This is a genomic window from Novosphingobium chloroacetimidivorans (genome assembly GCF_014204535.1).
GTDB classification, from domain to species: domain Bacteria; phylum Pseudomonadota; class Alphaproteobacteria; order Sphingomonadales; family Sphingomonadaceae; genus Novosphingobium; species Novosphingobium chloroacetimidivorans.
This window is the reverse complement of sequence record NZ_JACHLR010000001.1, coordinates 104,958-119,008: the sequence shown is the minus strand read 5'-3', so window position 1 is coordinate 119,008 and position 14,051 is coordinate 104,958. Positions and strand designations below refer to the sequence as shown.

The following is a 14,051-nucleotide window of genomic DNA, read 5'->3' as shown; positions in this document are numbered from 1 at the left end:
ACAAGGAGCCACAGCATGATTGCATCCGCGCTGCTCGATGGCCGCGAAGACGCGCGCCATGCTGCGGCGGCGCCCTGGTCGATGTCGCTGGCCGGATGGAAAGATGTGCTTGTCCGGACAGCCAAGGAGACATCGTCTGACAACGTCGGCTTGGTCGCTGCCGGTGTCTCGTTCTACGGCTTCCTGGCGCTGTTGCCGCTGCTGGGCGCGATCGTCCTCAGTTACGGCATCCTCGCCGACCCGCAGACCGTGCTGGATAACATGACAGCCATGACCAAGGTCATGCCACGCGAGATCGCACAGCTGGTGGGCGAGCAATTGATGTACGTCGTGCAGACGTCCGGCAGCAAGAAGGGGTTGGGCGTGGTGATCGCGCTTGCCCTGGCCCTGTTCAGTGCCCGCAACGGCGCCTCGGCGATCGTTACGGCGCTGAACATCGCGTACGAGGAAGAAGAGGCGCGGGGCTTCATCAAGGTCAACCTGCTGGCGCTGGCGATCACGGCCGCGGCGGTGGTGGTCGCCGTGCTCGCGCTGTTTGCCGTCGCGTTGATGACCCGCGTCGAGACCTTGCTGCCGACATCGCCTCTGGTGTCGTTCGCCTTGCAAGTGGTGTCGTACATCGTGCTGGTGGCGGTGGCAGCCGGCGCTGCGGCGTTGCTCTACCGCTTCGGCCCCTCGCGTGAGCGGGCGCGATGGACGTGGCTGTCCGCCGGATCGCTGGTGTTCGCCCTTGCCTGGGTGGGGCTGACGGTCGGCTTCGGTGCTTACGTGGCGAACTTTGGCAACTACAGCGCCACTTATGGATCGCTGGCGACCGTGGTGATCCTGCTCACCTGGCTCTACCTGTCGAGCTACCTGTTGGTGTTCGGCGCGGAACTGAATTCGGAGCTGGAGCACCAGACGCGCCGCGACACGACCGGCGGACCGGAGCTTCCGCTCGGCGAGCGCGGCGCCTGGTCGGCCGATCATGTCGCGAGCGGCACCGATACGAAGGCGAACCGCAACCCCGACGCGGGGGACACGGCTTGACGAGGCAGGCATCATCGCGGCGCGGAACGTCCAATCGGCCCACCGGTTCTAACCATGCCGTGCCCGGTTGCGGCCCCATCTTCAGCCAAGGACCTCGTGACCATGCGCCATGACGTCGACAAACTCGTTCTCGTACCCGACGACATCGACCTTTCAAGGTCGCCGCTCGCCGGACATCTGGACGCCGAGACTTACGTCTTGGGCGCCTTCAACCCGGGCCTGACGCGACTGCCCAATGGCAACCTGCTGATGATGGTTCGCGTCGCCGAAGCCTTGCGCAAGCCGGTGTTCGACAACCACGTCCACGCGATCCGCTGGGACGAAGCCGAGGGCGGCCGCTATGTCCTCGATGGCTGGCCGCTCGACTTTGCCGACACCGCCGATCCCCGCAAGTTCATGCTGCGCGGCGGGGGGTGGAAGATCATGGCCCTGACCTCCTTGTCATGGCTGCTGCCGGTCGAGCTCTCGCCAGACGGGCTCGATGTCGTCGCCAAGCACTATGACAAGGCGATCGCGCCCACCGGCAGCCTGCAGTGCTACGGTATCGAGGATGCGCGCATCAGCCGGGTGGGCGATGCCTACCTCATGACCACGTGTTCGGTCAGCCCGGAGCGGCATTCGACGACGCTCTACAGCTCGGACGATGCGTTGAACTGGACGTTCGAGGGAATCGTGCTCGATCACCAGAACAAGGACATGCTGATCTTCGAAGGCCTGATCGATGGGCACTACTGGGCGCAGACCCGGCCGTTAGGCGACCTGTACTTCGCCTACCCGCCCGGCAGCGAATGGCGGCCTGGGCCTTCGATCAATCTGGCCTACTCACCGGATGCACGGTTCTGGAAGCCCTGTGACAAGCCCGGCATCCGGCCGCACGCAGGCACTGTCGCCACCGCGCGCATGGGTGGTGGCGCGCCGCCCATCCTGACCGGCGAGGGCTGGCTGACGCTTTGGCACGGGGTCGAGCCGCACGAGATCGTCGGCATCTATCGTACCTACTGGTCGATCCTCGACCGCGACGACCCCAGCGTCGTGGTGCGCACCGAACACGCGCCGCTGCTGGAAGCCAATCCCGATCTTACCGCCCCCATCGATCACCAGATGTATGTGCGCGACGTCGTCTTCACCACCGGCATCGCCGACGGCGGCGACCACTACATCGTCGCGTCCGGCGAGGCCGACCTGGCCTGCCGCATTACCCACATTCCCAAGTCCAGCTTCACGCAGGACTGACCGCCATGTCTCGAAACTAAGGAGCCGTCCGTGGAAGAAATCGCCGGTTGGGTTGCCCCGGTAGCCACCATGATCGCCGCGATGATGACGGCCGCAAACCTTGGCGCACGGCTGACCGGGTGGGGCTTCGTGGTCTTTACCGCCGGCTCGATCGCCTGGACGACGGTAGGATTCACCTCCGGGCAGACCAACCTCGTGGCATCGAACGCCTTCCTGACACTCGTCAATCTGGTCGGCATCTGGCGCTGGCTGGGCAAGCAGGCCGTCTATGAGGACGGCGCGAAAGCGGCGCAGGAAGAGAGCCGGAATTCATCGTCATCGACGCTATTCACGGCTACGGGCATCAACGGCATGAGCGTGGTGGATGAGGCGGGCAAGCAGATCGGTCATGCCGTGGAAGCGTTGATCGAATGCGCGACCAGCGCCGTGAGCTATGTGGTGGTGGCCTCTGGTGGTGTTGCCGGTGTCGACGAGCAACTGCGCGCCGTTCCGCGTCGGCAGCTCGATTTCAACTGCGATCAAATGTCATTGCGGATCGATCGCGACGCGTTCGAGGCCTTGCCGGTCCTTGCTGCGGGGCACTGGCCCGCGCAGGCGAGAAGCAGCTGAGGCGAACTCCCGCATCCACCGCGCGAGCGGCGATGCGGGAGAGCAGGGTCAGGCCTTCAGATGCTTGGCAAGGTGCTTGTTCATCTCGAACATGGTGGCCTTCTTGCCGCCGAAGATCTTCTCCAGCTTGTCGTCCGCCAGGATCTCGCGCTTGTCCTTCGGGTTCTGCAGATCGTTCTTCTTGATGTAATCCCAGACCTTCTTCACGACTTCGCTGCGCGGCAGCTTGTCGGAACCGACGATCTCGGCGAGTTCGGGCGAGGGTTGCACAGGCGCGGTGATGCCGCCGCGGGCACCGCCGGCCGGCTTGCCCGTCTTCTTGACCTTGGCCGCGGCGGCCTTGGTTTCCTTTTCGCCTCGCTCTTCACGTGTCGTCATGTGGCGTTCCTCTGCTTTGAAATCGTTTCTGTAGAAGCCGTATTTCGGGTCTAAATTCGGCAACGCCGCAGAAGTTGCCGAGCAACGCCACCGAGCACACCAACAGAGCGAAGCATTCGGGCAAATGCAACAGCCCGTCGCGCAGATGTGAACCGCTCCGTGCAATCGCCAAGGGGCAGGGGTGGCGGACAGGGTGGGATTCGAACCCACGGTGAGCTTGCACCCACGCCGGTTTTCAAGACCGGAGCAATCGACCACTCTGCCACCTGTCCCGCACGCAGCCGCATAGCCGAATGATCGCGGCGTGCAAGTCGGCTGTGTCGGGCCCAAGCGGGGACGAGTGCAGGCGAAGCGACGGCACGAGCATCGCGGCCATTCCCAAGACTACGCGATTGTGCGAGATCGCTGGATGATGAGACGACGCTTCCCGCTTCGCCTGTTGCGCCAGGGCCTGACGTGCTCGCTGCTGGCCGCAATCCCCTTGCCGGCCGTAGAGGCCCAGTACACCGGTGCGCCGTATTCCAACTCAGGCTACAGCGGTTCCGCAAGCTTCGAGGGCTATCTCGACTCCGTCCGCTCTCGAGCGGCGCGCGAAGGGGTGAGCCAGGCGACGATCGGGCGCATGCTGTCCGGCCTCACGCCCAATCCGCGTGTCATCCAGCTCGATGGTGGCCAACCCTCGCGCAGCAGCACGCCACCGGCGACAGCGCCCTATATCGCCACCCACGTCGATGCGGCGCGCATCGGGCGAGGTCGCGAGCGCTACGCCCGCGACGCGGGCATGCTGCCGGCGATCGAGCGGCGCTATGGCGTTCCCGCCTCCATCATGCTGGCGATCTGGGGGCACGAGACGAACTACGGCAGCTACACCGGCGACTTCGATCTTGCGCGCTCGCTGGCCACGCTAGCGTGGGAAGGGCGCCGGCGCGCTTTGTTCGAAGGCGAGCTGATCGCCGTGCTCAAGATGGTCGATCGTGGGGTGCCGCCGTACCGTTTGAAGGGAAGCTGGGCGGGGGCTTTCGGCAACCCGCAGTTTCTCCCCAGCGTCTACCTCAGGCTGGCCGCGGACGGCGACGGCGACGGCGATGCCGACATCTGGAGCAGCGATGCGGATACGCTTGCCTCGATCGCCAACTACTTCCGCGATGCCGGCTGGCGCCCCGGCCAGCCCTGGGGCGTGCGCGCAAGCGTCTCGCCCGGTTTCTCGGCAAGCGGATCGACCGCGCGCCTCGCGGCGCCGAGTTGCGACCGGGTCCACGCCCGGCACTCGCGCTGGCTGACCGTGGCGGAGTGGCGGCGGCTTGGCGTCACGCCGCAGCGCTCGATCGGAGAGGATGTGCTGGCCACGTTCTTCCAGCCTGATGGCCCGGGAACGCCTGCTTACCTGTTAACCGGTAATTATCGTGTGATCCTGCAGTACAATTGCTCGAACTACTACGCATTGTCCGTGGGATTGCTAGCCGATGAGATTGCCCGTTAACCACGCCATTCCGCTCGCGGCGCTGCTGTTTTTCGGCGGGACAGAGGGTGTGTGCGCCCAGCCCGCCACACCGAGCGGTCCCGCTGCGGACTACCCGGTCATAGTCGGCGAACCCTTCACCATCGGCAGCACCACCTGGACGCCGACCGATCAGCTCAACTACGATGCCGTCGGGGTCGCTACGGTCGGCGGCGAGGGCCTGGCGGGCATTTCCGGCGCGCACAAGACGCTGCCTCTTCCCAGCTATGCCGAGGTGACCTCGCTCGACAGCGGGCGGACGATCCTCGTTCGCCTGGTGGCGCGTGGCCCGATGGTCAACGACGTGCTGTTGTCGCTCTCTCCAGCGGCCGCCACGCAGCTTGGCCTGCCGGCTGGCGGACGCAGCGCCGTTCGTGTGCGCCGCGTCAACCCGCCCGAAGTGGAGCGCGCCGCGCTGCGGACGGGCGGCACCGCTCCTCTTCGCATGGAGACACCGGATTCGCTGCTGAAAGTCTTGCGGCGCAAACTTGCGGAGCAGTCGCCGCTGGCGCCGCCTCCCTCCGTTCCGCCCAAGATGCCGACGAGCTTGGCCGTTGCCGAGCCGGCGAAGTCCACTCCTTCGCCCAAGTCCACTCCTGCACCAAAGTCCGCTCCTGCACTAAAGTCCGCTCCTGCACCCAAGGCATCGCCGAGCCCGGCAGCCTCTACCGTTCTGGCCCAGTCGGCCATGCCTTCACCGAAGGCGGCATCGAGGCCCGAGACGCCAGCGCCAGCCCCGACGAAGGCAGCCACGCGGGGATCTCACGTCGTCCAAGTGGCGGCATTCTCTACCAAAGAGCGCGCCCGCAAGGTTGCAGGCCAGCTGGGCGGGGAGGTCAGCGCGTCCGGCCGCCTCTGGCGCGTCCGCCTCGGACCATTTTCAGGCAGTGGAGAAGCCGCGCCAGCGCTGGAGAAGGCCAGAGCCGCGGGCTATAGGGATGCACGAATCCAGCGCGCGGACTGAGGTCGCCTGAGCCGCGTCGCGCTGGACGCACCGCAAATGGAGCGGTGACCAGGAGTTCGCGGGTCTTGAAGCGGGTATTGACGTTCCTTCTCGCGTTGGCCGTTCCGGCCGGCGCTTCCGCCGCCAATCCGCCCGTGCCGCCCGAAGTCGCTGCCGTGCCCGTCAGCATGCTGGTCGACCTCGGCTCCGGCGAGGTTCTGGTGTCCCGCCGCGCGGACGTCAGCTTCCTGCCCGCTTCCGTGACCAAGGTGATGTCCGCCTATGTCGCGTTCGAGGAGATCGGTGCGGGCCGCCTCTCCCTCGAACGCCAGTTCGTCGTTCCCCCGGAAATCTCGCGCGACTGGTTCGCCAAGGGCACGACGATGTACCTCAAGCCCAACCAGGTCGTCAGCACGGACGGACTGCTGCATGGCATCATGACGGCTTCGGCGAACGATGCGGCGATGGTGCTGGCGCACGGCTATGCGGGCACGGTCGACACCTGGTCGCTGATGATGAACGATGCCGCGCGGCGATTGGGCATGACGCACAGCCACTACAACACGCCCAACGGCTGGATGGACGATGGTCAGACTTTCGTCAGCGCGCGGGATCTGGTCCGACTGGCCGACGCGATGACGATGCGTTACCCGCGGCTCTACAGGCATTTCTCCGGGCAGAAGACGTACCGCTACCAGGACGTGTCGATGCGCAGCCATGACCCGACGGTGGGCGTGATCCCCGGCGCCGACGGCATCAAGACAGGTTACACGCGCGAGGCCGGCTACAACTTCCTCGGCTCGGCAGTGCGCAATGGCCGCCGCCTGGTGATGGTGCTTGCCGGCGCACGCACGCATTTCGACCGGGACAAGGCGGCCAAGGCGCTGCTGGAGTGGGGCTTCCGGCAGTGGCGGGCCTTCCCCTTGTTCCCGCAAGGCGCGACGGTGGCGCATGCGCGGGTGCAGGATGGTTCCTCGACTTCCGTTCCGCTGGTCGCCAATCGCGCGCTCTATGCCACGGTGCCCGTAGCTTCGCCGTCGCACGTGCGCGTGAAGCTGCACTACCGCGGGCCGTTGGTGGCACCCATTGCCAAGGGTGCCCAAGTGGCGGACCTGGAGGTGCAGGTGGATGGCGTCGAAGCCTCACGCATCCCGCTTTATGCGGCGCAGGAAGTCCCGGTAGCGGGTGTGCTCGCGCGCATGCGCAATGGCCTGATGAACTTGCTCGCATGATCACCGGCCGGTTCATCGCGTTCGAGGGCGGAGAAGGGGCGGGCAAGTCGACCCAGGCCCGGCTGCTCGCGGACGCGCTCTCGCAGCGCGGAGTGGAGGCGGTGCTGACCCGTGAGCCCGGCGGCACGCCCGGCGCCGAAGCGATCCGCGCCCTGCTGCTTGATGCCGGCGTTGCCCACGATGGCCAGGGCTGGAACCCGCGTGCCGAGGCCCTGCTGTTCGCAGCGGCCCGTTCCGACCACGTGGAACGCCTGATCCGGCCTGCCCTTGCCGCCGGTAAGTGGGTGATCTGCGACCGCTTTGTCGACTCGAGCCGAGCCTACCAGGGCGGAGGCGGAGGACTGGACGAGGCTGCAATCCGCACGCTCCATGACATCGGGAGCGGAGGGCTGTTGCCCGATCTCACGGTGCTCGTCACCGTCTCTCCCGCAGCTGCCGAGCAGCGTCTGCGCTTGCGCGATCAAGGACGCAGCGATGCGATCGGCTCACGCCCGACCGCCTACCATATGCGCGTCGCCGATGCCTTCGTACGCTTCGCAGCGCAGGAGCCCGAGCGCTTTGCGGTGATCGACGGCGACGGTGACGCACATGCCGTCCACAAGCGGGTTCTGGACGCGATCGAGCCGCTGTTGTGAGCGCGCAGGCCTTCATCGGCCAGGAAGCCGCCTGGCGCGAGTGGATGGATGCCGTCGCTTCGGAGCGGATGCATCATGGCTGGCTCCTCGCCGGGGCCAAGGGGCTGGGCAAAGGCAAGTTCGCTCTTGCCGCCGCGGCCGAACTCGTGCGCGAGCAAGGCGCCGCCTTGCCGGATCCTGCCACGCACCCCGACATCCACGTGCTCACCCATCTGCCCGCCAACGACGATGAAGCCAAGAAGAAGGCGGAAGGCAAGCCGTACCAGACCAAGCGCAACATCACCGTGGACCAGATCCGCGGCATGATCCGCCGCTTGTCGACCAAGCCGACGATGGGGAGCCGCCGGGCCGTCGTCATCGATCCGGCCGACGACATGGAGAAGGGTGCCGTCAACGCGCTGCTCAAGGTGCTGGAGGAGCCGCCCGCTGGCACGTATTTCCTCCTGGTCACGCACCAGCCCGGGCGCCTGCTGCCGACCATCCGTTCGCGCTGTCGCGTCCTGCGTTTCGCATCGCTATCGGCCAAGGACCTCGATGCGGTGATCCGCCGTGACGTGCCGGATGCCGATGCCGCCTTGCGCGATGCGGCGATCGGCGCCGCCCATGGCTCACCGGGCGTGGCACTCAGCTTCGCCGAGCATGGCCTGACCGAGGTCCATGCCTTGATGCGCAACATCCTGGCGAACGGCGATCCCGAGTTCCGCTTGCGCGGCGCTCTTGCCGAGGCGCTCGGCGCACGCCCACCGCGCGATCGGCAGTTCGCCATCCTGGAACTCGCCCGCGCCGCGCTCGCGGCAGAGCTTCCGCAAGCCCCTTCCGCGCGGCAGGCGGCCCTGATCGAGGCGCACGTCTCGCTGACCCGGCTTGCGGCACAAGCCCCGACCTACAATTTCGATGCCGGGTTGCTCATATTGGAGATTGGCGGGTTGCTGGCCTCGGCTGCGATGCCTAGAGATGCGGCTCGCCCGAACTGACACGCCAGAGAAAGCCGCGACGCCGCATGGCCGAGCCTTATTACATCACCACCGCCATCAGCTATCCCAACGGGCGGCCGCACATCGGCCATGCCTACGAGGCGATCGCCGCCGACGTTATCGCCCGCCATCGCAAGGCGGAGGGCTTCGACGTGCGGTTCCAGACCGGAACCGACGAGCACGGCCTGAAGATGGCGCAAAAGGCACGCGAGCTGGGTACGACACCAGCCGATCTCGCAACCGAGATGTCCGGATACTTCAAGGACATGTGCGATGCCTTGAACATCGACTATGATGTGTTCATCCGCACCACCGAACCGCGCCACCATGCCGCCACGCAGGAATTGTGGCGCCGCATGGAGGCGTCCGGCGACCTCTACCTCGATCGCTACGAAGGCTGGTACTCGGTTCGCGACGAAGCCTATTACGACGAGAGCGAGCTGGTCGCGGGCGAGGGTGGTGAAAAGCTGTCGCCTCAAGGAACTCCCGTCGAATGGACGGTAGAGGAAAGCTGGTTCTTCCGGCTCTCGCGCTACCAGGAGCCGTTGCTGGAGCTCTATCGCACCAGCGAGTTCATCCGCCCCGAAAGCCGCCACAATGAAGTCATGCGCTTCGTCGAGGGCGGGCTGCGAGACTTGTCGGTGTCGCGCACCAGCTTCGACTGGGGCGTGCCGGTGCCGGGCAGCGACGGGCACGTCATGTACGTCTGGGTCGATGCGCTGACCAACTACCTGACCGGACTGGGTTTCCCGGAAGAGGGCGGGGATGTCGCCAAATGGTGGCCAGCCGACCTGCACCTCATCGGCAAGGACATCGTCCGTTTCCACACGGTCTATTGGCCCGCCTTCCTCATGAGCGCTGGCTTGCCCTTGCCCAAGCAGGTCTTCGGTCACGGCTTCCTGCTCAATCGCGGGCAGAAGGAAAGCAAGTCGCTCGGCAACGTAACCGATCCATTGGCGTTGGCGGAGCAGTTCGGCGTCGATACGCTACGCTACTTCCTGCTGCGCGAAGTGGCATTCGGCCAGGACGGCAGTTATTCGCCCGAGGCGATCGTCACGCGCGCGAATGCCGAACTGGCAAACAGCTTCGGCAATCTCGCACAGCGCACGTTGTCCATGATCTTCAAGAACATGGGCGGCGAACTGCGTGCCGGTCACGAACTTACGGACGCCGATGTGGCGCTGGGCGATGCGGTGGCGCTGGGCGTTGCCGGGCTGCGCCGCGCCTTCCTCGATCTGGATTTCAGCGACGGGCTGGAGGTCTGGATGCGCGCGGTTTTCGCATGCAACCAGTACGTCGACGAGCAGGCACCCTGGACCTTGCGCAAGACCGATCCCGCACGGATGGAGGCAGTGCTGATGACCTTGCTGCGCTGCGTGCGCAGCCTGGCGATCGCGGTGCGGCCTGTCGTGCCGCAAGCTATCGATACGCTCCTCGACCAGATGGGCGTGGCGCCCGACGCGCGCGACTATGGCGCCTCGTCCGATAGCACCTGGCTCGACGGTCTGGTGCAGAAGGGCTTTCGCATCGCGCAGCCGGTCGGCGTGTTCCCGCGGCTCGACCTGCCAGAGGTGAGCGAGGCGGTGAACGCCTGATGCTGATCGATAGCCACTGCCACCTTGAGTACAAGGGTCTGGTCGAGGATCGTGAGGGCGTCCTTGCCCGAGCGCGGGCGGCCGGGGTCGGAGGTTTTCTCAACATCTCGACCCGCCAGAGCGAGTGGCAAGCCGTGGTCGATACAGCCGCGCGAGAGCCCGATGTCTGGGCCAGCGTCGGGATCCATCCGCACGAGTCCGACGCGCATGCTGACCTGGGCGAAGCGGCCTTGCTCGCCGCTGCGGAGCATCCCAAGGTAATCGGGATCGGCGAGACGGGGCTCGATTACTACTACGACAAGTCGGACCGTCAGGTTCAGCAGGCGCTGTTTCGCACGCATATTCGCGTGGCGCGACAGACGGGTCTTCCGATCATCATCCATACACGCGATGCGGAGGAGGACACCGCCCGCATCATAGAGGACGAGATGGAGCAGGGCGCATTTCCGGCGCTGATCCACTGCTTCACCGCGTCGGCCGAGTTCGGCCGGCGAATGCTCGCTCAAGGGCTGACCATCTCCTTGTCCGGGATCGTGACCTTCAAGAATGCCAAGGACTTGCAGGCGGTTGCTGCCGAGCTTCCTGAAGATCGTATGCTGGTAGAAACCGATGCGCCGTTCCTGGCACCGGTTCCTCATCGGGGCCGCACCTGCGAGCCGGCGTTCACTGCCGACACCGCCCGGGTCGTGGCGCAGCTGCGCGGCGTCGATGTCGAGAGCCTGTCCGCGACGACGACGCGCAACTTCTTCAAGCTGTTCACCAAGGCCGCCGCGTGAAGGTCACGCTTCTCGGCAGCGGCACTTCGACCGGCGTTCCGCGCCTGGGCGGGGACGAAGGGATCGATTGGGGCCTGTGCGATCCCGCCGAGCCGCGCAACAGGCGCTCGCGAGTCTCGATCGTAGTGGAGAGCGAGGCGGGCAAACGATTGCTCGTCGACACCTCGCCGGACTTGCGCAGCCAGTTGATCGCGCAAAACATCACGCGCCTGGATGCCATATTCTGGACGCACGACCATGCCGATCACTGCCATGGCATCGATGACCTGCGGCCGCTCCGCTACGGACGTGGCGGCCCGATCCCAGGCTACGCGGCATCCGAAACCGTGCGGCGGCTGCGCCAGCGGTTCGGGTATGTCTTCGCCGGCCAGTTCGGCTATCCGACTATCGTGTCGCTCGATGACCTGCAGTCGTTGCGCATCTGCGAGGGCTTTCGTGTAACGACATGCCAGATGCCGCATGGTCCGGCGCAATCGACAGCCTATCGTTTCGACTGCGATGGCAAGTCGATCGGCTATGCAACTGATTTCAGCGAAATAACGGGCGAAATGATCGATCTATTGTATGGCTGTGACGTGCTCGTGGTCGATTGCCTGCGCCGTGAGCCGCACCCGACGCATGCGCATCTCGGCATGGCCATGGAACTGGTCGATGCCGCGAAGGTCGCGCGCGCGGTGCTGACCCATCTGGACAAGAGCATGGACTACGTGACGCTCAGTGCCGAGATGCCGCAGCATGTACAGGTGGGCTATGATGGCCTGGAAGTCGTTGCATGAGCGGCGGGACGATCGCCAGTCTGGTCGCGATCGGCATGGCGTTGGTTCTCGCATGGCGCGGATTGTCGGCACGCGCGATGCCGCGAGCACAGATCTGGAAGATGGCGCTGGCATGGCTGGCGATCATCGTTGTGCTGGTGCTCGTCATTCAGTGGCTTGGCTTGGAGGTCGGTCGATGATCGACCACAACCAGCAAGACCAAAGCATCAAATTTAACATAATACATATTATCAATCCGGGTGCAATTAGGTGACGATGAGATCGATCGACCGTCTCCTCTCGATCATGGCGCGGCTGCGCGATCGCGATCATGGTTGCGAATGGGATCGTGAGCAGACGTACGAGACCATCGCGCCGTACACGATCGAAGAGGCCTACGAGGTCGCCGACGCGATCGCGCGATCGGACCTTGGCGACTTGCGCGAGGAGCTCGGCGATTTGCTCCTCCAGGTGGTGTTTCATGCAAGGATCGCCGAGGAAGCCGGTCACTTCGACTTTGCCGATGTCGCGTCCTCGATCAGCGACAAGCTCGAGACACGCCACCCGCACATCTTCGGAACCGACGCCTCAGCCACGTCGCAGTCTCAGCGTTGGGAGGCGCTCAAGCAAGCCGAGCGCAGTGCCAAAGGCGCGACCAGTGCACTCGATGGTGTGGCGCTTGCCCTGCCGTCGTTGATGCGCGCGGAGAAGCTGCAGAAGCGCGCCGCACGGACTGGCTTCGACTGGCCCAACGAGGAAGGTCCGAAAGCCAAGATCCTGGAAGAACTGGACGAACTCGCCGACGCAGAGACAGAGCACGAGCGGGTCATCGAAGCCGGCGACTTGTTGTTCTCGGTCGTGAATTATCTGCGTGCGCAAGGCATCCCGCCCGAGGACGCCTTGCGCGCCGCGAATGCCAAGTTCGAGCGCAGGTTCCGTTCCATGGAGACCCTCTCGCAAGGTGACGGCCACGATTTCGCAGCGCTCACCCTCGACGAGCAGGAGCGTTACTGGCAGGCCGTCAAGGCCTCAGAGCGCGGTGAAACGCCCTAGCTCTCGCTCGCTGAGCCGCACTTGCACTCGCAGCCGCGGCCCCTCCTCGCCGCCATCATCCACGGCCTCGGAGACGACTTCGCCACGTGCATGGAGGAAGGCCAGCCGTTCGCCGTCCTCGGCGGGCACGACGAAGGTGTAGAGCTTTGCATCGGCTGTCAGTCGGTGCCCGACGATCGCCAACAGCTCCTCGCACCCGTCGCCCGTCAGCGCCGAGATCGGGATGACGTCCTCGTCACCGCGCTCGTCGACAAACTGCCGCAGCTCCTGTGCGTTGTCGGGCGAAAGCAGGTCCCACTTGTTCCAGACCTCCAGGATCGGGATGGGCGCATCCTCCCCCTCCTCCGCGACCACGCCAAGGTCGCTCAGGACATCGAGGACCTGGCGCTTCTGCGCTTCGGTTTCGGCATTGGCGATATCGCGCACGTGGAGAATGACGTCGGCCGCCGTAACTTCCTCCAGCGTCGCACGGAACGCGGCGATAAGCTGGGTCGGCAGATCGGAAATGAAGCCCACGGTGTCGGACAGGATCGCCTTTTCAACGGCCGGCAGGCGGATCGCCCGCATGGTCGGATCGAGAGTGGCGAACAGCAAGTCCTCGGCAATGACGCCTGCACCGGTGAGCCGGTTGAACAGCGTCGACTTGCCCGCGTTGGTATAGCCGACCAGTGCCACCACCGGCCAGGGCGCCTTCTCCCGCCGATCGCGATGCAGACCGCGCGTGCGGCGCACTTGCTCCAACTCGCGCCGAATGCGGGCCATGCGATCGCGGATCAGCCGGCGGTCCGCCTCGATCTGGGTTTCGCCGGGACCTCCGAGGAAGCCGAAGCCGCCACGCTGGCGTTCGAGGTGAGTCCAGCTGCGGACCAGTCGGCCCGCCTGATAGTCGAGGTGTGCGAGCTCTACCTGTAGCCGACCCTCGGCAGTTGCCGCACGTTCGCCGAATATCTCGAGGATCAGCCCGGTCCGATCGATGACCTTGCGCTTGAGCTTCTCTTCCAGGTTGCGCTGCTGGATGGCCGTCAGCGAGCCATCGACGATCACCAGCTCCGCTTCCGATTGCTCGCATGCGGTGCCGATGTTCTGGATCTGCCCTTCACCAAACAGCGTCGCGGCGCGCGGTTCGCGGATCGGGATGGTGAACGCATCGGCGATCTCCAGCCCGATGGCGAGTGCGAGGCCCTTGCCCTCTTCCAGACGCGCGTCGGCGTCCTGGTCGCGGTTGGCCCGCATCTGCGGGTAGACGACCAAGGCCCGCGCGCCGCGCGTCACCTCTCCCTTGAGTTCTTCTTCGTTCAAATGTTCTTGCGAGTGGGATGCGAGGGGCCTTGTGCCCCTCGC

The 14,051-nt window shown here is 65.4% G+C and carries 15 protein-coding genes and 1 tRNA gene; 13 read left to right on the top strand and 3 right to left on the bottom strand.

What is annotated here, in order from left to right; genetic code table 11:
* Positions 1–15: 15 nt before the first annotated feature.
* From HNO88_RS00535 to HNO88_RS00525, 3 genes are all read left to right on the top strand, one after another.
* Positions 16–1,029 carry a YihY/virulence factor BrkB family protein gene (locus tag HNO88_RS00535; protein WP_184241701.1) on the top strand — a complete coding sequence of 338 codons (1,014 nt, stop codon included), beginning with the start codon at positions 16–18 and terminating at the stop codon, positions 1,027–1,029.
* 102 nt (positions 1,030–1,131) lie between these two features.
* The gene (locus HNO88_RS00530; protein ID WP_184241699.1) at positions 1,132–2,262 is read left to right on the top strand and encodes a glycoside hydrolase family 130 protein; all 1,131 of its coding nucleotides are present in this window, start codon (positions 1,132–1,134) and stop codon (positions 2,260–2,262) included.
* Between the two features lie 69 nt (positions 2,263–2,331).
* On the top strand, positions 2,332–2,871 hold the full coding sequence (locus HNO88_RS00525; protein WP_184242354.1) for a PRC-barrel domain-containing protein: 540 nt from the start codon (positions 2,332–2,334) through the stop codon (positions 2,869–2,871).
* A 48-nt stretch (positions 2,872–2,919) separates the two neighbouring features.
* Here HNO88_RS00525 and HNO88_RS00520 read toward each other — a convergent pair whose 3' ends face one another.
* Positions 2,920–3,249: an SWIB/MDM2 domain-containing protein gene (locus HNO88_RS00520; RefSeq protein ID WP_159866679.1), complete on the bottom strand. Its 330-nt coding sequence runs from the start codon at positions 3,247–3,249 to the stop codon at positions 2,920–2,922.
* 182 nt (positions 3,250–3,431) lie between these two features.
* A tRNA-Ser gene (locus tag HNO88_RS00515) sits at positions 3,432–3,521 on the bottom strand.
* Between the two features lie 140 nt (positions 3,522–3,661).
* Between HNO88_RS00515 and HNO88_RS00510 the strand changes: the two genes are divergently transcribed.
* The 10 genes from HNO88_RS00510 to mazG all read left to right on the top strand — a co-directional run bounded on the left by HNO88_RS00510 (position 3,662) and on the right by mazG (position 12,710).
* Positions 3,662–4,729 carry a lytic murein transglycosylase gene (locus HNO88_RS00510; RefSeq protein WP_184241697.1) on the top strand — a complete coding sequence of 356 codons (1,068 nt, stop codon included), beginning with the start codon at positions 3,662–3,664 and terminating at the stop codon, positions 4,727–4,729.
* Positions 4,713–5,711, top strand: a complete 999-nt coding sequence (locus tag HNO88_RS00505; protein ID WP_184241695.1) for an SPOR domain-containing protein — start codon at positions 4,713–4,715, stop codon at positions 5,709–5,711. The genes HNO88_RS00510 and HNO88_RS00505 overlap by 17 nt, the downstream gene beginning before the upstream one ends.
* Positions 5,712–5,776: 65 nt before the next feature.
* Positions 5,777–6,922 carry a D-alanyl-D-alanine carboxypeptidase family protein gene (locus HNO88_RS00500; RefSeq protein ID WP_221419762.1) on the top strand — a complete coding sequence of 382 codons (1,146 nt, stop codon included), beginning with the start codon at positions 5,777–5,779 and terminating at the stop codon, positions 6,920–6,922.
* Positions 6,919–7,557 carry a dTMP kinase gene (gene tmk / locus HNO88_RS00495; RefSeq protein ID WP_184241693.1) on the top strand — a complete coding sequence of 213 codons (639 nt, stop codon included), beginning with the start codon at positions 6,919–6,921 and terminating at the stop codon, positions 7,555–7,557. Before HNO88_RS00500 ends, tmk begins: the two co-directional genes overlap by 4 nt.
* Positions 7,554–8,531: a DNA polymerase III delta subunit-related protein gene (locus HNO88_RS00490; RefSeq protein ID WP_312856965.1), complete on the top strand. Its 978-nt coding sequence runs from the start codon at positions 7,554–7,556 to the stop codon at positions 8,529–8,531. Before tmk ends, HNO88_RS00490 begins: the two co-directional genes overlap by 4 nt.
* A 26-nt stretch (positions 8,532–8,557) precedes the next feature.
* A complete protein-coding gene (metG, locus tag HNO88_RS00485; RefSeq protein WP_184241691.1) occupies positions 8,558–10,126 on the top strand; it encodes a methionine--tRNA ligase in 1,569 nt (522 codons plus the stop codon).
* Positions 10,126–10,902: a TatD family hydrolase gene (locus HNO88_RS00480; protein WP_184241689.1), complete on the top strand. Its 777-nt coding sequence runs from the start codon at positions 10,126–10,128 to the stop codon at positions 10,900–10,902. Before metG ends, HNO88_RS00480 begins: the two co-directional genes overlap by 1 nt.
* Positions 10,899–11,678, top strand: coding sequence for an MBL fold metallo-hydrolase (locus tag HNO88_RS00475; protein WP_184241687.1), 780 nt, complete (start codon positions 10,899–10,901; stop codon positions 11,676–11,678). Before HNO88_RS00480 ends, HNO88_RS00475 begins: the two co-directional genes overlap by 4 nt.
* Entirely contained in the window at positions 11,675–11,857 is a 183-nt protein-coding gene (locus tag HNO88_RS00470) for a hypothetical protein (protein ID WP_184241685.1), read from the top strand. The genes HNO88_RS00475 and HNO88_RS00470 overlap by 4 nt, the downstream gene beginning before the upstream one ends.
* A gap of 76 nt (positions 11,858–11,933) precedes the next feature.
* On the top strand, positions 11,934–12,710 hold the full coding sequence (gene mazG / locus HNO88_RS00465; RefSeq protein ID WP_184241683.1) for a nucleoside triphosphate pyrophosphohydrolase: 777 nt from the start codon (positions 11,934–11,936) through the stop codon (positions 12,708–12,710).
* Here the strand turns inward: mazG and hflX are convergent.
* A complete protein-coding gene (gene hflX / locus HNO88_RS00460) occupies positions 12,687–14,009 on the bottom strand; it encodes a GTPase HflX (protein WP_221419761.1) in 1,323 nt (440 codons plus the stop codon). The two genes, mazG and hflX, sit on opposite strands and share 24 nt — an antisense overlap.
* Between the last annotated feature and the right edge of the window lie 42 nt (positions 14,010–14,051).

What these genes read in the sequence shown, in the direction of transcription:
- HNO88_RS00535 (WP_184241701.1), top strand. Translation starts at nt 16, where the DNA reads ATGATTGCATCCGCGCTGCTCGATGGCCGCGAAGACGCGCGCCATGCT.
- HNO88_RS00510 (WP_184241697.1), top strand. Translation starts at nt 3,662, where the DNA reads ATGAGACGACGCTTCCCGCTTCGCCTGTTGCGCCAGGGCCTGACGTGC.
- HNO88_RS00505 (WP_184241695.1), top strand. Translation starts at nt 4,713, where the DNA reads ATGAGATTGCCCGTTAACCACGCCATTCCGCTCGCGGCGCTGCTGTTT.
- HNO88_RS00525 (WP_184242354.1), top strand. Translation starts at nt 2,332, where the DNA reads ATGATCGCCGCGATGATGACGGCCGCAAACCTTGGCGCACGGCTGACC.
- HNO88_RS00480 (WP_184241689.1), top strand. Translation starts at nt 10,126, where the DNA reads ATGCTGATCGATAGCCACTGCCACCTTGAGTACAAGGGTCTGGTCGAG.
- HNO88_RS00470 (WP_184241685.1), top strand. Translation starts at nt 11,675, where the DNA reads ATGAGCGGCGGGACGATCGCCAGTCTGGTCGCGATCGGCATGGCGTTG.
- HNO88_RS00520 (WP_159866679.1), bottom strand. Translation starts at nt 3,249, where the DNA reads ATGACGACACGTGAAGAGCGAGGCGAAAAGGAAACCAAGGCCGCCGCG.
- tmk (WP_184241693.1), top strand. Translation starts at nt 6,919, where the DNA reads ATGATCACCGGCCGGTTCATCGCGTTCGAGGGCGGAGAAGGGGCGGGC.
- mazG (WP_184241683.1), top strand. Translation starts at nt 11,934, where the DNA reads ATGAGATCGATCGACCGTCTCCTCTCGATCATGGCGCGGCTGCGCGAT.
- HNO88_RS00530 (WP_184241699.1), top strand. Translation starts at nt 1,132, where the DNA reads ATGCGCCATGACGTCGACAAACTCGTTCTCGTACCCGACGACATCGAC.
- metG (WP_184241691.1), top strand. Translation starts at nt 8,558, where the DNA reads ATGGCCGAGCCTTATTACATCACCACCGCCATCAGCTATCCCAACGGG.